The organism is Psychrobacter cryohalolentis K5, from assembly GCF_000013905.1.
GTDB classification, from domain to species: domain Bacteria; phylum Pseudomonadota; class Gammaproteobacteria; order Pseudomonadales; family Moraxellaceae; genus Psychrobacter; species Psychrobacter cryohalolentis.
The window spans coordinates 2,768,499-2,785,735 of record NC_007969.1; the positions used below are offsets into that span (position 1 = coordinate 2,768,499).

At 43.3% G+C, this 17,237-nt stretch carries 13 protein-coding genes, 2 tRNA genes and 3 rRNA genes; 4 read left to right on the forward strand and 14 right to left on the reverse strand.

Going from position 1 to position 17,237, the window contains the following annotated elements:
- Nucleotides 1-64: 64 nt before the first annotated feature.
- From PCRYO_RS11525 to PCRYO_RS11580, 12 genes are all read right to left on the reverse strand, one after another.
- Nucleotides 65-670 (reverse strand): rhomboid family intramembrane serine protease, encoded by a 606-nt coding sequence (locus tag PCRYO_RS11525; protein ID WP_011514566.1) that lies wholly within the window; start codon nucleotides 668-670, stop codon nucleotides 65-67.
- Between the two features lie 36 nt (nucleotides 671-706).
- Nucleotides 707-1,759, reverse strand: coding sequence for a 5'-nucleotidase (locus PCRYO_RS11530; protein ID WP_011514567.1), 1,053 nt, complete (start codon nucleotides 1,757-1,759; stop codon nucleotides 707-709).
- Nucleotides 1,760-1,925: 166 nt separating this feature from the next.
- Complete coding sequence (locus PCRYO_RS11535) at nucleotides 1,926-2,144, reverse strand: dodecin family protein (RefSeq protein ID WP_041753268.1); 219 nt, start codon at nucleotides 2,142-2,144, stop codon at nucleotides 1,926-1,928.
- Nucleotides 2,145-2,288: 144 nt separating this feature from the next.
- The gene (locus PCRYO_RS11540) at nucleotides 2,289-3,578 is read right to left on the reverse strand and encodes a TRAP transporter large permease (protein ID WP_011514569.1); all 1,290 of its coding nucleotides are present in this window, start codon (nucleotides 3,576-3,578) and stop codon (nucleotides 2,289-2,291) included.
- Nucleotides 3,575-4,102, reverse strand: coding sequence for a TRAP transporter small permease (locus tag PCRYO_RS11545; RefSeq protein WP_011514570.1), 528 nt, complete (start codon nucleotides 4,100-4,102; stop codon nucleotides 3,575-3,577). Before PCRYO_RS11545 ends, PCRYO_RS11540 begins: the two co-directional genes overlap by 4 nt.
- A 16-nt stretch (nucleotides 4,103-4,118) precedes the next feature.
- Nucleotides 4,119-5,177, reverse strand: a complete 1,059-nt coding sequence (locus PCRYO_RS11550; protein WP_011514571.1) for a TRAP transporter substrate-binding protein — start codon at nucleotides 5,175-5,177, stop codon at nucleotides 4,119-4,121.
- 322 nt (nucleotides 5,178-5,499) lie between these two features.
- Nucleotides 5,500-5,613: ribosomal RNA gene (gene rrf, locus PCRYO_RS11555) — 5S ribosomal RNA — on the reverse strand.
- Nucleotides 5,614-5,795: 182 nt separating this feature from the next.
- A 23S ribosomal RNA gene (locus PCRYO_RS11560) occupies nucleotides 5,796-8,657 on the reverse strand.
- A gap of 378 nt (nucleotides 8,658-9,035) precedes the next feature.
- Nucleotides 9,036-9,111 (reverse strand) — tRNA-Ala (locus PCRYO_RS11565).
- Between the two features lie 6 nt (nucleotides 9,112-9,117).
- Nucleotides 9,118-9,194 (reverse strand) — tRNA-Ile (locus PCRYO_RS11570).
- An 85-nt stretch (nucleotides 9,195-9,279) separates the two neighbouring features.
- Nucleotides 9,280-10,818, reverse strand: a 16S ribosomal RNA gene (locus tag PCRYO_RS11575).
- The 16S, 23S and 5S rRNA genes sit together here with 2 tRNA genes alongside, the layout of an rRNA operon.
- 752 nt (nucleotides 10,819-11,570) lie before the next feature.
- Nucleotides 11,571-12,137 carry a DNA glycosylase gene (locus PCRYO_RS11580; RefSeq protein ID WP_406626824.1) on the reverse strand — a complete coding sequence of 189 codons (567 nt, stop codon included), beginning with the start codon at nucleotides 12,135-12,137 and terminating at the stop codon, nucleotides 11,571-11,573.
- A gap of 391 nt (nucleotides 12,138-12,528) precedes the next feature.
- On the opposite strand from PCRYO_RS11580, the gene upp reads away from it, so the two are divergent.
- Complete coding sequence (upp, locus tag PCRYO_RS11585) at nucleotides 12,529-13,176, forward strand: uracil phosphoribosyltransferase (RefSeq protein WP_011281223.1); 648 nt, start codon at nucleotides 12,529-12,531, stop codon at nucleotides 13,174-13,176.
- An 80-nt stretch (nucleotides 13,177-13,256) separates the two neighbouring features.
- On the forward strand, nucleotides 13,257-14,009 hold the full coding sequence (locus PCRYO_RS11590; RefSeq protein ID WP_011514573.1) for an SDR family NAD(P)-dependent oxidoreductase: 753 nt from the start codon (nucleotides 13,257-13,259) through the stop codon (nucleotides 14,007-14,009).
- A 24-nt stretch (nucleotides 14,010-14,033) separates the two neighbouring features.
- On the opposite strand, the gene PCRYO_RS11595 is transcribed toward PCRYO_RS11590, so the two are convergent.
- On the reverse strand, nucleotides 14,034-14,690 hold the full coding sequence (locus PCRYO_RS11595) for a hypothetical protein (RefSeq protein ID WP_011514574.1): 657 nt from the start codon (nucleotides 14,688-14,690) through the stop codon (nucleotides 14,034-14,036).
- 235 nt (nucleotides 14,691-14,925) lie between these two features.
- On the opposite strand from PCRYO_RS11595, the gene PCRYO_RS11600 reads away from it, so the two are divergent.
- Nucleotides 14,926-15,882: an alpha/beta fold hydrolase gene (locus PCRYO_RS11600; RefSeq protein WP_041753611.1), complete on the forward strand. Its 957-nt coding sequence runs from the start codon at nucleotides 14,926-14,928 to the stop codon at nucleotides 15,880-15,882.
- Between the two features lie 184 nt (nucleotides 15,883-16,066).
- The gene (locus PCRYO_RS11605; protein WP_011514576.1) at nucleotides 16,067-16,903 is read left to right on the forward strand and encodes an alpha/beta fold hydrolase; all 837 of its coding nucleotides are present in this window, start codon (nucleotides 16,067-16,069) and stop codon (nucleotides 16,901-16,903) included.
- Nucleotides 16,904-16,980: 77 nt separating this feature from the next.
- On the opposite strand, the gene PCRYO_RS11610 is transcribed toward PCRYO_RS11605, so the two are convergent.
- Entirely contained in the window at nucleotides 16,981-17,208 is a 228-nt protein-coding gene (locus PCRYO_RS11610) for a DUF1653 domain-containing protein (RefSeq protein ID WP_011514577.1), read from the reverse strand.
- Nucleotides 17,209-17,237: the final 29 nt, after the last annotated feature.

Genomic DNA, 17,237 nt, shown 5'->3' on the forward strand with positions numbered 1-17,237 from the left:
GACTTATCGTTATCTTTATGAATTATTGAACAGTCTGTCTAAATATATTTGCCGAAAAATAAGGCTAATAACGATTATTCACTTTCGTATAAGCATGTTTAGAATTGGCACCCAACAACAATCCGGCGCATAGACCACCAAAATGCGCCGCAAATGAGATACCTTGCTGCGGTATCAAACCTTGTTTGATAGTCAGCCAATAACCCGTACCCATCACAATACAGGCAAGTAAATAGCCCCAACGCCTAGCGAACACTGCCCCACCTATCATAAACCCAAGCATCGCAAAACACAGCCCTGAAGCGCCGATATGAATCGTCAGTGGCGAAGCTATTATCCAAGTCATTATACCTGAGGCGATGATAAGCTTAAGAATAGTACGATAAGCGTTATTCTCAAATAAACCAAATAAGAACAAAATCTGCATCAGTGTCAGCGAATTTCCCACTAGATGTGAGAAATTACTATGCATCGTCCATGAGGCAAATACCCCTATCATACTGCCAATATCCAATGTTCTTGGTACGATACCGAAAATATTCCATAGACCAAAAAATACGGTGTCATTAAGAAAAAACATCACCCACATTGGTATCAGTACAAAAGCATATAGACCAAATACTTGCTTAATGCGTACGATTACAAGCGTTGCCAATTGCTGCCACTTCATCTACTGTTTTATCCTTTTTATCTTGTTAAACGCATGTTAATGACTGGTAGATAAAATCGTCGTTTCTACGGGTTTAAAAGATAGCGATGACGCATCTTTATTGGCAGTTAATATACTACTGGCGTGTAATAGTGAGGTTGAATGATAAGGCACGAGCGCCGTTGGTACAAAGCTACGAGCCGCATCGATATGCTTAACTGAATCATCAAAGAAAATATGCGGCGCAAATGTTTTAAGTACTGAAGTCTTTTCAAGCCCTCCCAAAAAAAACGCCATATCAATATCTACGCCCCAATTACGCAATGTTTTTATCGCTCGTAAGTCAGCTGGGGCATTGCGAGCCGTCACCAAGGCTATTTTCATCGGACAAGAATGCAGGCTTGCTGGCAGACGCTCTTGCATTTTGGACAGCTTAATCAATAACTCTGCATAAGGGCCTTTTTCTATCGGTAAATCGCGCATTTTGGCTTCACGGTCATGAAACGCTTGCAACCCTTTTTGCTTATAAAGCAGCTCGCCTGAATCATCAAATAACACTGCATCACCATCGAAGGCAATACGCAACTGCTTGGTATCCAACTCATAAGTATTGACTGGCGTGGCATCTAATATCGCACAAGCACAGATATCAGCATCTGCAACCTGCTGCGCATCTTCAAGATTGGTCGTCAAAAACAAATCTACATTAAAATCTTTGATATAAGGTGCAATAGGGCTGCCAGATATAAATGCTGAGCGCGAAATGGTTAACCCATGTTCACGTATTGCATTTAGGACTTGAATACCTGTATCAGGGCTACTTTTTGAGACAATGACCACTTCTACCAAGGGTGCATTGACACCGTCATTCTTATTATCACAATCATGACAATAATGATTTAAATTCAATAGTGCTTTAATCAGCGGATAACCTGCGCCAATAGTCAACGGTTCATTTTCACGCTCAGTCATATAGTTGCGGAACTCTTTAACGGCATCGTGGGGACGCTGCTGTAAAAGCGATATGAGATGATTCTCAGACTCTGACAAATCAAATAAAGCGGTTGCAGAAATCGCGACTATGAGCGTGTTACTAAAATCGACAGCCATAAATGTTTACTTCTATTCTAAATATTCAAAATGGTAGCGTTTTATTTTACTACATATTTAGGCAAGCCGTGTGGCTACTCCTGCTAATCACAACAATCCTCAATATATTTTTTTTATGACAAAAAAAAGACTGCAATCGCAGTCTTTTTTAGGTTTCAATCAACACTTAGCTAATATCAGTACCATCATTAATAACAAAGCTTACAATCATAATGACATGATATTTACTGATTTTTCCATCAGTAACCCCTACTTTTTGCTCTTTTATCCAAGCGCCTTCAACATTGTTGACGGTCTTAGAAATCCGCTCAATACCTTGTTGAATAGCATCTTCAAAACTGCTTTCAGAGGTACTACTGATCTCGATATTCTTAGCAATAGTCATAGTATTTCTCGCATCCATGTGATTCTAAAATGAGTGTTTTAAGACAAGCTTATCGTAGAGATGCTACTTCAAAACGATGTCTCTCAATTATTCTAGCGTTATACATAGTACGCAACAATGCTCCAGTGTTATTTTATGTAGGAATTAACTTAGTAGCACTAAAGATATCGCTGGGAACGCGACCAAAATGACTAAGCGAATCAAGTCAGAGACAATAAAAGGCATCACCCCCTTGAACATATCGGACAGCTTAATATGTGGTGCCATTGCCTTAATCACAAAGATATTCATACCCATAGGCGGTGTAATGAGTCCGAGCTCTACGGTTAATACTGCAATAATACCAAACCAAACCGGATCATAACCTAACGCAACAATGATTGGGAACACTACCGGAATCGTAATCACCAGCATCGCTAGGGCATCCATGAACAAGCCTAACAGAAAGTACATAATCAAAATGCAGATCAATACTATCATTGGGCTAACTGCCAATGTACCAATCCACGTCGCCAAACTATAAGACAAGCGCGATACTGAGATAAAGTAGCCGAGTGCTTCAGCACCAAGTAACATAAAGAAGACCACCGCAGAGAGGGCAAGCGTCTCAATTAATGATTGCTTAAGCCCCATCATTCGCATGCCTTTGGCAAAAGCATAAGCCCAAGAGACAAACGCCCCAACTGCAGCGCCTTCTGTTGGGGTAAATAGCCCAAAGAAAATACCCGCGATAATCACGATGAAGATAAAGCTAAAGGGAATAAGACCTGTCAAAGAGATTAGCTTTTGTTTCCAAGAAGTAGGCTCCCCACGTTGTGCTAAATGTGGCTTCCAGCGTACCATGATCATAACAGTGATTGAGTACATCACCATGCCGAGCATACCCGGTAAGAAGCCAGCGATAAACATATCACCAACTGACTGCTGGGTTAGGATGGCATAAACCAGCAGTGCAATACTGGGCGGAATCATGATTCCCAAAGTACCACCAGCGGCTAAAATACCGCAGGCAAAGCCTGGCTGATAACCGTACTTCTCCATTTGTGGCAATGCTACTTTGGTCATGGTAGACGCTGTCGCCAATGATGACCCTGAAATGGATGCAAAGATACCCGATGAACCAATACCAGCAATACCTAGACTACCCCTAACGCCACCAAAGATAGTTCGAGTAGCATCAAATAACTTCCCTGCCATACCAGAATGAGAAGCAAAGACACCCATAAGTATGAACAATGGAATAGCACTAAAATCATATTTCGCTAAAACATCAACGGGTAAGTCTTTGAGCATCTGCACCGCACCAATCGGTGCTGTCACGGCACCAAAGCCAACCAAACCAACACCAAGCATCGCAAGTGCAACAGGAACACGCAGCATGACCATCGCAATCATACATAACAAACCAATGGCACCAATAATTTCTGGACTCATGCGCCTGTCTCCTCAGCGTCAAAGAACTCGCCTGTTTTAAAGATGTTGATGGATTCGATCAATGAGCGAATGGCAAGTAAAACGCTTAAGAAGGCACTAATAGCGTAAATGGGCATCATAGATATTCGAAGGTCTTGGGTGACTTTTCCGTACTCTATTGCATCAAAAGCGCTTTCATAGAGACCCCATGCGAACACGATACCAATGATAAAGAACCCCATCATAAAGGTGCCCATCATGTAACCTTTAACGGCTTTTGACATCTTTTGTGTGAATACATCGACAATAATTTGTGAGCGTTCAACAAAAGCAGCAAAAGCACCAAGTAAAGCAAAGAGCATAAAGTAAGAGACAATCTCAACACTGCCTTTGACCGTAAATCCAAACTCACCACCGGTGAGCTTGAATACATAGCGGGCAATAACATCTAGCATGGTGGTCAGTACAATGATAATGAGACTGATACCACCAATGAATTGACATAACCTTGAAATGAGGATGCTCAGTTTAACTAAAAATACCATGCGAAACTCCTTTAGGTTAGACCTTACAGGCTGCACTGGCGGCTTTTGCTTTAGCATAAACGCCCTCTGCATCTAGACCTAGCGCTTTAACATCAGCAAGATATTTATTGGTGCCTTTCTCAAGCGGTCCTTTCCAGTTAGGATCATTTAATGGATCAGGGATTTCAACGATTTCATCACCTTTTTTCCTAGCTGCTTCTATTGCCATATCATCATGTTTATCAAATACTTCACCAACCTTATTGGCAAGCGCCATACCTGAATTTTTATCCAGTACCTTTTTCAAATCATCCGGTAAACTCTCATATTTATCTTTATTCATAGTCACCATAAGCGCTGAACTATAAAAAGGAATATTGGTATGGTATTTGGTAATTTCGTCAATTTTAAAGGCGGTCACAGCTTCCCATGGAAAACTCAAACCATCAACGACGCCGCGTTGCAAAGACGTATACATGTCATTGGCAGGCAAGCCTACTGGTGAGGCTCCCGCACTTTCGATGATGTCGCCAGCAACCGCAGAAGGACGACGAATACGCATACCTTTCATATCTTCAGGTGTACGAATTAATTTGTTCGTTGTATGCAACGCACCCGGTCCAGCACCATACATAAACAACATATGCGTATCTTCATATTCACCAGCTAAAGTACCATCTTCATATAGAGTTTGGAGCATACAACCCATCTGAGTCGCTGAGTTTGATAAACCAGGAAGCTCAGTAATCTGAGTTAAAGGAAAGCGACCATTGGTATAGCCGTGTGCTTGTGAGCCAATATCTATCGTGCCTTTGGCAGCAGATTCATAAGTAACGTCTGCTTTAGCAAGACCAGCTGAAGGATATAACTCTACTTTTAAACGACCATTAGAATCTGCTTCTATTTGCTTAGCCCAAGGTTCAAAGACCTCTGTACTAATAGAGGAGGTTGCTGGCCAAAAATGAGAAAAGCGCAATGTGGTTGTTTCTTGAGAAGTTGCTGCAGAAGCATCAGTACTATCAGAAGCTTGATTAGAACAACCTAGAAGGCTAATAGCTGCTAATGCACCTATTGAAAAAAGAGGAGCTAACTTCATTATCAATTCCTTTTGATAACCATGGATAGGGTATGAGTCTTTACTAATAAGTTAATTATAAGGTCAATTTCCGTATAGACTCTATAAATACTTTTAATTAACTAAAGTTGAAATACTCTTTAAAATTAGCAGCTATAACGATATAAGTCAAATCATTTTAAATGAATAACAAGGAATATATTGAATATAAGATATAGCGATTTTCATAACAGAAAAAGCTTATTTGAGCCTTTCAGCTACAAATAAATCCTCTTATTTCCAAACGTCAGGCAAAGAAAATCCCCCGGCTAGATAACTAGTCGGGGGATATTTCAGAATAGAGAGCTGACGATGACCTACTCTCACATGGGCGAACCACACTACCATTGGCGCGACGATGTTTCACTTCTGAGTTCGGGAAGGGATCAGGTGGTTCCATCGTGCTATTGTCGTCAGCAAAGGGGGTTAGATATGAGTCTGTTATTATTGTTTTGACGTCAAGATATTATCTATTGGTCGACCAACTTGTAACCTAACTGAATCAAGGTTAAAGGTGATATCGAAATTATATATATTCTATAGCCTAGGCTATACAAGATAGATTAATTAGAGCTTTCATACAAACCACTTGGGTGTTGTATGGTCAAGCCAAACGAGCAATTAGTACAGGTTAGCTACATGCATCGCTGCACTTCCACACCCTGCCTATCAACGTCGTAGTCTTCAACGGCTCTTTAGGGAAATCTAATCTTGAGGTGGGCTTCTCGCTTAGATGCTTTCAGCGATTATCCCATCCGAACGTAGCTACCGGGCAATGCCACTGGCGTGACAACCCGAACACCAGAGGTTCGTCCACTCTGGTCCTCTCGTACTAGGAGCAGATCCTCTCAAATTTCCAACGCCCACGGTAGATAGGGACCGAACTGTCTCACGACGTTCTAAACCCAGCTCGCGTACCTCTTTAAATGGCGAACAGCCATACCCTTAGGACCTGCTTCAGCCCTAGGATGAGATGAGCCGACATCGAGGTGCCAAACACCGCCGTCGATATGAACTCTTGGGCGGTATCAGCCTGTTATCCCCAGAGTACCTTTTATCCGTTGAGCGATGGCCCTTCCATACAGAACCACCGGATCACTAAGACCTACTTTCGTACCTGCTCGACTTGTGGGTCTCGCAGTTAAGCGCGCTTTTGCCTTTATACTCTACGACCGATTTCCGACCGGTCTGAGCGCACCTTCGTACTCCTCCGTTACTCTTTAGGAGGAGACCGCCCCAGTCAAACTACCCACCATACATTGTCCTCGGTATTGTTATACCTGAGTTAGAACCCCAACATGACCAGGGTGGTATTTCAAGATTGGCTCCACAAACACTAGCGTGTCTGCTTCAAAGCCTCCCACCTATCCTGCACAAGTCAGGTCAAAGTTCAATGTAAAGCTGTAGTAAAGGTTCACGGGGTCTTTCCGTCTAGCCGCGGGTACACAGCATCTTCACTGCGATTTCGATTTCACTGAGTCTCTGCTGGAGACAGCGCTGCCATCATTATGTCATTCGTGCAGGTCGGAACTTACCCGACAAGGAATTTCGCTACCTTAGGACCGTTATAGTTACGGCCGCCGTTTACTGGGGCTTCGATCAAGAGCTTCGCTTACGCTAACCCCATCAATTAACCTTCCAGCACCGGGCAGACATCACACCCTATACGTCCACTTTCGTGTTTGCAGAGTGCTGTGTTTTTAATAAACAGTTGCAGCAGCCTGGTATCTGCGACTGCCAACAGCTCAAGGAGCAAGTCCTATCACCATCGGCAGCGTACCTTCTCCCGAAGTTACGGTACCATTTTGCCTAGTTCCTTCAGCAGAGTTCTCTCAAGCGCCTTGGTATTCTCTACCTGATCACCTGTGTCGGTTTAGGGTACGATTCGTTTATAACTATTGCTTAGAAGCTTTTCCTGGAAGCATGGTATTTGCCACTTCGCTGTACAAGTACAGCTTGCTATCAGATCTCAGCATAATGACAGTCCGGATTTGCCTAAACTGTCTGCCTACATCCTTTCACCTGGACAACCAACGCCAGGCTGACATAACCTACTCCGTCCCTCCATCGCATTATAAACAAGTATCGGAATATTAACCGATTTCCCATCGACTACGCCTTTCGGCCTCGCCTTAGGGGTCGACTCACCCAGCCCCGATTAACGTTGGACTGGAACCCTTGATCTTCCGGCGTGCGAGCTTTTCACTCGCATTATCGTTACTCACGTCAGCATTCGCTCTTGTGATACCTCCAGCATGCCTTACGACACACCTTCACAGGCTTACACAACGCTCCCCTACCACTTGAAAACAAATTCAAATCCGCAGCTTCGGCTCCTAGTTTGAGCCCCGTTACATCTTCCGCGCGGGCCGACTCGACTAGTGAGCTATTACGCTTTCTTTAAAGGATGGCTGCTTCTAAGCCAACCTCCTAGCTGTCTATGCCTTCCCACCTCGTTTCCCACTTAACTAGGAATTTGGGGCCTTAGCTGGCGGTCTGGGTTGTTTCCCTCTCCACAATGGACGTTAGCACCCACTGTGTGTCTCCCGGATATCACTCATCGGTATTCGGAGTTTGCATCGGTTTGGTAAGTCGGTATGACCCCCTAGCCGAAACAGTGCTCTACCCCCAATGGTGTTCGTCCGAGGCGCTACCTAAATAGCTTTCGGGGAGAACCAGCTATCACCGAGTTTGATTAGCCTTTCACCCCTATCCACAAGTCATCCCCTAGCTTTTCAACGATAGTGGGTTCGGTCCTCCGGTGCCTGTTACGGCACTTTCAACCTGCTCATGGATAGATCACTCGGTTTCGGGTCTATGCCCTGCAACTAAACGCCCTATTAAGACTCGGTTTCCCTACGGCTCCCCTAAACGGTTAACCTTGCTACAGAACATAAGTCGCTGACCCATTATACAAAAGGTACGCGGTCACCCTAATAAATTAAGGCTCCCACTGCTTGTACGCACACGGTTTCAGGTTCTATTTCACTCCCCTCACAGGGGTTCTTTTCGCCTTTCCCTCACGGTACTGGTTCACTATCGGTCAGTCAGGAGTATTTAGCCTTGGAGGATGGTCCCCCCATCTTCAAACAGGATTTCTCGTGTCCCGCCCTACTTAATATGTTAACGCTAATGTTTCGAATACAGGACTATCACCTACTACGGTCAGCTTTCCCACGCTGTTCTTCTACATTAGCATTAATCGGCTTCTCCCCGTTCGCTCGCCGCTACTTGGGGAATCTCATTTGATGTCTTTTCCTAAGGGTACTGAGATGTTTCACTTCCCCTCGTTTGCCTCTTGTACAAGTACAAGATACCTACCTTATGGTAGGTGGGTTTCCCCATTCAGAAATCTCCGGATCACAGGATATTGCCGCCTCCCCGAAGCTTATCGCAGGCTGTCACGTCTTTCATCGCCTCTGACTGCCAAGGCATCCACCATGTGCGCTTCATTACTTGACCATACAACCCCAAGTAGTCTTTCTCTAACCTTTATTACTAAAGATAGGAGTTAGATTTCTAAGTGCTATATAAGCCTAATTATGATAACGATATCACCTAATTTTATACGCTTGATTCAGTTCTCTTTACTTTTTTAATAACTCACTACTGGGATAACAACTGATGTCGTTAAGTAGTGAGTTATTAAGGTTAGAAACAACGCGTGAACACGTGTTCCTAACCCAGACTCATATCTATGTTTTTAAATAGTCTCTGTGCTCTCGTCGAGTCACAGATTCTGTATAAAACAGAAAGAAGTAATCTTGTCTTTGTTAAGACGAATCACTTGTTTCTATTTGATACCTATTTATTTATTAGCATCTAAAGAAGTTTATTATGTGGTGGAGCCAAACGGAGTCGAACCGTTGACCTCCTGCGTGCAAGGCAGGCGCTCTACCAACTGAGCTATGGCCCCTAATAATGGTAGGCCTGGGCAGACTTGAACTGCCGACCCCCGCGTTATCAACACGGTGCTCTAACCAGCTGAGCTACAGGCCTGTACGAGGCATATACCTCTAGCTAATAAACTAGCTTAAACTAAAGAACAACTTGTTGTGAATTCTTGCTGACCGAATGCCATCTATAAGGAGGTGATCCAGCCGCAGGTTCCCCTACGGCTACCTTGTTACGACTTCACCCCAGTCATCAACCACACCGTGGTGAACGCTCCCCCGAAGGTTAAGCTATCCACTTCTGGTGCAATCAACTCCCATGGTGTGACGGGCGGTGTGTACAAGGCCCGGGAACGTATTCACCGCGGCATTCTGATCCGCGATTACTAGCGATTCCTACTTCATGGAGTCGAGTTGCAGACTCCAATCTGGACTACGATAGGCTTTTTGAGATTCGCATCACATCGCTGTGTAGCTGCCCTCTGTACCTACCATTGTAGCACGTGTGTAGCCCTGGTCGTAAGGGCCATGATGACTTGACGTCGTCCCCGCCTTCCTCCAGTTTGTCACTGGCAGTATCCTTAGAGTTCCCGGCTTAACCCGCTGGTAACTAAGGACAAGGGTTGCGCTCGTTGCGGGACTTAACCCAACATCTCACGACACGAGCTGACGACAGCCATGCAGCACCTGTATTCTAATTCCCGAAGGCACTCCCGCATCTCTGCAGGATTCTAGATATGTCAAGACCAGGTAAGGTTCTTCGCGTTGCATCGAATTAAACCACATGCTCCACCGCTTGTGCGGGCCCCCGTCAATTCATTTGAGTTTTAACCTTGCGGCCGTACTCCCCAGGCGGTCTACTTATTGCGTTAGCTGCGTCACTAAGTCCTCAAGGGACCCAACGACTAGTAGACATCGTTTACGGCGTGGACTACCAGGGTATCTAATCCTGTTTGCTACCCACGCTTTCGAGCCTCAGTGTCAGTATTATGCCAGAAGGCTGCCTTCGCCATCGGTATTCCTCCAGATCTCTACGCATTTCACCGCTACACCTGGAATTCTACCTTCCTCTCACATACTCTAGCTCAACAGTATCAGATGCAGTTCCCAGGTTGAGCCCGGGGATTTCACATCTGACTTATCGAGCCACCTACGCTCCCTTTACGCCCAGTAATTCCGATTAACGCTTGCACCCTCTGTATTACCGCGGCTGCTGGCACAGAGTTAGCCGGTGCTTATTCTGCAGCTAATGTCATCGTCTCCGGGTATTAACCGAAGAGTCTTCTTCACTGCTTAAAGTGCTTTACAACCAAAAGGCCTTCTTCACACACGCGGCATGGCTGGATCAGGGTTTCCCCCATTGTCCAATATTCCCCACTGCTGCCTCCCGTAGGAGTCCGGGCCGTGTCTCAGTCCCGGTGTGGCTGATCATCCTCTCAGACCAGCTACAGATCGTCGCCATGGTAGGCCTTTACCCCACCATCTAGCTAATCCGACTTAGGCTCATCTAATAGCGAGAGCAGTAAACTGCCCCCTTTCTCCCGTAGGTCGTATGCGGTATTAATACGAGTTTCCCCGTGCTATCCCCCACTACTAGGTAGATTCCTAAGTATTACTCACCCGTCCGCCGCTCGACGCCTGATAGCAAGCTATCATCGTTTCCGCTCGACTTGCATGTGTTAAGCCTGCCGCCAGCGTTCAATCTGAGCCATGATCAAACTCTTCAGTTTAATCTTGCTATGAAGTCCTTTAAAGAGACTTCTAAACTTGGCTCATCTAATCTGGCAAAATCGCTAAAAATTATGTTCGTAATGAATTAACTTTGAGTTTTTTTACTGTCTTAAATGATAATTTTTATAGTTAGAATTCTATCGAAAAGATAGTCAACCAACTTTATTTTTTAGCATTCTGAATCAGCAAAAATCCACACAAGTTGTTCTTTAGTTATGCTTTTAAATAATGTCTCTACTGTCGTCCAGTAAGAGTATTCTTACTAAATATGCTAAACCAATCTGGCTTATCCTATTTAGCGAGCTGACCATCATATCATGTTTTAATAGTCTGTCAACTTCTTTTCTTAATTTGTTTCTTTAAGTTAACTGGTTAGTTATTGTGTAATCACACAGTAGCTACTTCCAGTTCGTCTTAATGAGGTGCGTATTATAGACGCTTTAATTAGTAAGTCAAGAAGTAAATTATTTTAATTTGAGTTAACTTAAAAGTAATTTTTTCGGTTGGCTAAATTGTCTAAGCGATAAACCACTCCAACCCGCCTTCCTCTCCGACTGGAGGGCAGTATACTCTGTTTTAGTAGAGGGTCAAGGGGGTTTGCCCGATATTTTGGCGATTATCTACTCTTATCATCAATACCATCTATTTATCAGTCAGTTAGGGTTGAAAGTGGTTTTACCTTTACCAAAATCAATTCTTGTCTTTAGTTAGTGCTTATATATAGCCTCATAGCTTCTTCTATATAACACTTTTATAGCTTACCTATCTTTTTGAAGAAGTCTTTATAAGCAGAGACTTTTTTATCTAATGCTAAAGGATAGGCGCGCGAGGTAGAAGGCAGTCTATATAAGGTTAAACTATTAACATCAGCTTTTTTATTATCTTTATCCTGCCACTTATAAGGATAGTCCATACTTTGATTGGTTTTAGGGTACTTCGATTTGGCAGGTGGTTCAGCTAATAAGTTCAGTAATACCTCTGTTGCCTTACCACCAGTCGTGAATAGCGCCTGTACTTTCGGTACTTGCGGCAAAATTGTGTCTAGATCGACAGTGGTCACGACCGTAAGGTCTTTATCAGACGCATTGCCAGTTTCGCGAATCGCTTGTACTACCGTGGGACAAGAGGCAATACCACGCTCAAACATAAAGGCTCTAATGCGCTCAGGATCAAAGCGTTTTTCGTCCCCTACTCTAAAATAATCCGCATCATCAAAAAATACGCGTCCATAAATGCGCCACATGTCATTTTGAAAATTGGGATAATGGAACCTCATTGCCCATTTATCGGCAGTGGGCGGAAAACTGCCCATCATCATGACGGTGGCATCAGGTGGTAGGACAGGACCAAAAGGATGGGTTTCGATATTTGCGCTATCGGTCTTTAATTTCTGTGTCCACACAAAGTCGTTAGCAGCTTTTTGTGGATGGATAGGATTATTCGGTGAGGTTTTGGTCATAAGATTCTTCATCAGAAAAGCGGTTTTTTTGCTATCATAGCAGGGTTAAACACTACTTCATTTGTTATAGCGCTATATAGTCAAACATAGTCGGCTTAAACAAAACCGAGCTCGTTATAAATGCCTTTGGCTTACTTTTTGTTAAAGTATTAAGCTTACTATTGATGGGCTAAATATAGGGTTGAAGTGCAGTAAGTGTTGTATCTTTTATACTAATCAAGCATCAGACCAAAAAACCAAGAGAATACTTATGAGCGACTTAAAAATCACTGTTATCGATCACCCGTTAGTCCGTCATAAACTCAGCCTTATGCGCGAAAAAGACTGTAGTACTTATAAGTTTCGTACATTAACCAAAGAGCTTGCGCGCTTGATGGCGTATGAAGCTAGCCGCGATTTTGAAATTGAAACCTTTCCGATGGAAGGCTGGTGTGGTGAAATCATTGGTGAGCAAATCATCGGTAAGACGGCAACTATCGTACCGATTTTACGCGCGGGTATTGGTATGCTTGATGGGGTGCTCGATTTGATTCCTACGGCAAAAATCTCTGTCGTTGGTTTACAGCGCGATGAAGAAACCTTACAACCGGTGCCGTTCTTTGAAAAGTTTGTTAGCCACATGGACAAACGCCCAGCCCTTATCATTGACCCAATGTTAGCCACTGGCGGCTCGATGGTTGCAACTATCGAAATGCTTAAGAAAAACGGCTGTACCAATATCAAAGCCTTGGTATTGGTTGCCGCACCTGAAGGCGTCCGTGTAGTCAATGAAGCACATCCTGACGTGACTATTTATACTGCTGCATTAGATAGTCATTTGGATGAGCACGGTTATATCATTCCAGGTCTGGGCGATGCTGGTGATAAAATCTTTGGTAAGCAATTATTTAATAAGTAAGCCAAAGCAGATAAACTAAGACAAGCTGTCGTCTCAAACAACATGACATATGTACAAAACATCAATGATAAGGATATAAGATGAACGTATTGATTACAGGCGCAAGCGCGGGTTTCGGTAAAGCGCTGGCTGAGCGTTTGATTGCCAATGGTCATCGCGTGATTGGCTGTGCCAGACGCTTAGACAAACTCAATGCTTTGGCAGAAACTTTGGGCGAGGCGTTTTTACCTGTGGTCATGGATGTGAGTGATACAGCGTCTATCCCGCAAGTCATTGCGGATTTGCCTGCTGATTTTAAACAAATCGATGTCTTGGTAAATAACGCTGGACTGGCACTTGGTACAGAACCTGCTCACAGTGCTAGTCTTGATGATTGGATGCGTATGACCGATACCAATATTAAAGGTTTAATGGCGCTGACTCACGCGGTCTTGCCAGCCATGGTCGCACGCGATAGCGGTTATATCATTAATGTCGGCTCAATTGCCGGAAGTTGGCCTTATTTTGGTGGTAACGTCTATGGCGCGACCAAAGCCTTTGTCAAACAGTTTAGCTTAAATTTGCGTGCGGATCTCATCGGTACGCAAGTGCGCGTGACCAACCTTGAGCCCGGTAATGTTGCCGGAACTGAGTTTTCAAACGTGCGCTATCATGGTGATGATGATAAAGCCGCTCAGGTTTACGACGGCTTTAAAACCATGACCGGCGATGATATCGGCGATATTTTATTATGGTTGATTGAATCGCCTGCCCATATTAATGTCAATCGCTTGGAAGTCATGCCTGTCGCGCAAACTTATAACGGACTAACGATTGCTAAGCAAGACTCTTAAAATTTTAGCTGACTGTTTGGCCTATTAACGTAATTCATAAGACCGAAGCAATATAGTCGCATCTATGTTGCTTCTTTTTTTGCTACTGACATTCTCTTCATTGACCAAGCGCAACTCTTGAAAATCTAAAATCAGTACTTCATTACGCAAGCGCTCGCTAGTGCGTTTATTGTGCCGTATCGGAAATCCTAAGACTTGTTTACCTTTAATCACTATCTGATTGATAATCGTGGTCGAATTATTGATGGTAGCTTTTTCACTTAGCTTCTGAGCATTAATGATGGCGGTAACAGGATTAATAGTTGTAATTAACACCTTTGTCTGACGTACACTTTTTGGTAAATCCCCTGCAAAAAACAATACCTGCTCTAATGGTAAATACTGCGCGTGACGCATCAATTCCTGACGAAACAGCGAAGGCATATCAATATTAAAACTGTCTTCTGTTTGCTGAGAGAACGCCGTAAAATTACGATGTAAATAACGTCCAAACACGCTGCTATTAATCCAGTCTTGATAAATATCATTGGCTAGCAATTGCTTGGTGAAAGCATCGGCGTCTAGTGTGATATTTGCTGTTAACATCTCCATCAATAATGTCTGTGGACTAGCAAAGTTCTGCTGCTGCCAGATTTGCGGATATAGGCTGCTATCAAGCAATGGTAAATTTGACTTGTTCATAGACTGATATCCTTATATTTTACTTGCTGACGTTTGATTCGATTGATCACAGTCTATGACAAGTCGCTACTTTTACCACTTAACTGCTTTTAATCCTAAACAGCTTTTATGTTATGGTCAGTTACCTATTTTAATATAGCAGTCTTTTAGAAATGAGATAAAGACTTTTGCTACGATACATTTTGGCTAAATCGACTTGGTAAAACCGCTTAATGAAAACAAGATGCATTACCTTATGAAGAGAAACTTAATCAAACTGCCTGCTAACTATCAATTGAAGACGATTGATATTGCTTTAACTGACGGTACGTTGCTACCAGTGTCAGTGATAGGAAATGGTAAACCCATGCTGCTCTTGCATGCCTATGGTATGGATACGCGTGAGTTTTTGCCGTTTATTTTACCCTTAGTTGGCAACTACGCATTTTATCTACCGCATTTGCGAGGGTTTGGGGCGGCAAAAGATATCAAGCTAACCCAGTTTGATTTTGTGCGCCAGTATGCCGATGATATCAGTATCGTCATTGAGCAAATTTGCTTGGCACGCAATATAGAATCCTTGCCAGTTGCCGCCATCTCGATGGGCGCGCAAGTGATGTGGGCGTATTTTGAGCGTTATGGTAGCGCAAGAGTTAGCCGCTATTTGAATATTGACCAAAGTCCTGCTATTCATAATCAACCTGATTGGCAAGGTGGCTTGTTTGGCACGCGCCAGCAAGAAGTATTCGATATCTTTCATGAGGTGATTGATAAGACTTTGCCTTATGCTGACATCAAAAGCTTTACCCATCTGCCTTTTGCCCTGAAACGCCGTGCAACGGATGTCGAACGACTGTTTTCGTTATTATCCGTCAATCGCACGCGCTCAAAAGCTTTTATACAAGTGATGACCTATAAAAACGATCCCAAACTTGCACTTTATGAACACAGTATTTGGCATCATAAAATGCGCTGCTTACAAGCCTATCTGACCTTACCCTATGACTTCCGCGGCGCGATAGAACAGGTCACTATTCCAGTAGTCAATCTGATTGGCGGGCGCTCCAAACTTTACAATGCTAAGTGGCAGCAAAAAGTCACCCAGATGCTACCCAATGCAACTGAGGTCGTGTTGCCACGCTCAGGTCATGCAGTACCAATGGATGAGCCAATTGGGTTTTATAAAGTGTTAAAGAGTTTTTTGGAAACTTAAGCATAACATTACGATGTCACTTAAAAACTCTATAATCGACACTATAACTTTACAACACGTCATAGTAATTACTCAAACCTACTTTTATACTAAAAAGCTGACGTTCGCCTTCATTAACCAAAAAACCAAATCAAAAAAGTGCGTCATTATAAAAACTTTATAATAATATAAAAAGGATCTGAACATGCCATATGTAAAAGTTGCAACACAAAACGAGCAACCTGTCGAACTGTATTACGAAATCCAAGGTACTGGCAAACCTGTCGTGTTAATTCATGGTTGGCCATTAAGCGGACGGGCATGGGAGTCACAACTTCCTGCGCTGGTTGAGGCTGGTTATCAAGTGATTACGTATGATAGACGTGGTTTTGGGAAATCCTCCCAGCCATGGAATGGTTATGATTACGATACTTTGGCACAAGATTTAAAAGCCTTGATGGATGAGCTAGATTTAACAAATGCTACTATCGTCGGCTTCTCTATGGGCGGCGGCGAAGTGGCACGTTATCTTGGGAAATATGGTTCTGAGCGTGTCAGTAAAACAGTATTAGCCTCTGCTGTGCCGCCTTATTTATATAAAGCAGATGACAATCCTGAAGGTGGTCTAGAAAAGCAAGATATTCAGGAATTCTTAGATGGTGTCAGCGGTGACCGTATTGCCTTCCTAAATGATTTTACTAAGCAGTTTTTTACCCCAAAAGATGGCACATTATTAGTTAGTAAACCATTACGCTTATATAACCGTGATATTGCTGCATTTGCCTCCGCCAAAGCTAGCTATGATTGTGTCAAAGCTTTTAGCTATACCGATTTCCGTGATGACCTAAAAGCATTTGATGTACCAAATTTGGTCATTCATGGCGATGCAGATCAAATCGTACCGTTAGAGGTCAGTGGTCAGCGTTCGCACGAAATGATTGCAGATAGTCAACTTCATATCGTTGAAGGCGGCCCGCACGGTATCAATGTGACGCATGCTAAAGAATTTAATGAAGCTTTAATTGCTTTTTTAAACAGCTAATGAATTTTGTATATAAACAAGAAAGCGACCTTGAATGGTCGCTTTCTTGTTTATAAGTTATCAGAAAATTCTTAGGTTTAATCAGCCAATTCTTTTATAAGCTCAAATCGAGGTAACTGCTTACCATCTACCGTGACAGTTTCAGAAAACATCACTAACGGTCTTACCCATACGCCATACTCACCGTAGAGACAGCGGTAAACGACTAAGGCTTCTTCGGTTTCTGAATGCTGCGCGGTATGCAATACTTGGTAAAGGTTGCCTTTATAATGGCGGTAAATGCCTTGGGGGATAGGTTTTGTCATGATTGCACCCTAATTTTTATTATAAATGC

Coding starts and splice junctions, on each gene's coding strand:
- PCRYO_RS11605 (WP_011514576.1), top strand. CDS start 16,067: ATGCCATATGTAAAAGTTGCAACACAAAACGAGCAACCTGTCGAACTG.
- PCRYO_RS11540 (WP_011514569.1), bottom strand. CDS start 3,578: ATGAGTCCAGAAATTATTGGTGCCATTGGTTTGTTATGTATGATTGCG.
- PCRYO_RS11535 (WP_041753268.1), bottom strand. CDS start 2,144: ATGACTATTGCTAAGAATATCGAGATCAGTAGTACCTCTGAAAGCAGT.
- PCRYO_RS11530 (WP_011514567.1), bottom strand. CDS start 1,759: ATGGCTGTCGATTTTAGTAACACGCTCATAGTCGCGATTTCTGCAACC.
- PCRYO_RS11525 (WP_011514566.1), bottom strand. CDS start 670: ATGAAGTGGCAGCAATTGGCAACGCTTGTAATCGTACGCATTAAGCAA.
- PCRYO_RS11545 (WP_011514570.1), bottom strand. CDS start 4,102: ATGGTATTTTTAGTTAAACTGAGCATCCTCATTTCAAGGTTATGTCAA.
- PCRYO_RS11590 (WP_011514573.1), top strand. CDS start 13,257: ATGAACGTATTGATTACAGGCGCAAGCGCGGGTTTCGGTAAAGCGCTG.
- PCRYO_RS11610 (WP_011514577.1), bottom strand. CDS start 17,208: ATGACAAAACCTATCCCCCAAGGCATTTACCGCCATTATAAAGGCAAC.
- PCRYO_RS11550 (WP_011514571.1), bottom strand. CDS start 5,177: ATGAAGTTAGCTCCTCTTTTTTCAATAGGTGCATTAGCAGCTATTAGC.
- upp (WP_011281223.1), top strand. CDS start 12,529: ATGAGCGACTTAAAAATCACTGTTATCGATCACCCGTTAGTCCGTCAT.
- PCRYO_RS11580 (WP_406626824.1), bottom strand. CDS start 12,137: ATGATGATGGGCAGTTTTCCGCCCACTGCCGATAAATGGGCAATGAGG.
- PCRYO_RS11600 (WP_041753611.1), top strand. CDS start 14,926: ATGAAGAGAAACTTAATCAAACTGCCTGCTAACTATCAATTGAAGACG.
- PCRYO_RS11595 (WP_011514574.1), bottom strand. CDS start 14,690: ATGAACAAGTCAAATTTACCATTGCTTGATAGCAGCCTATATCCGCAA.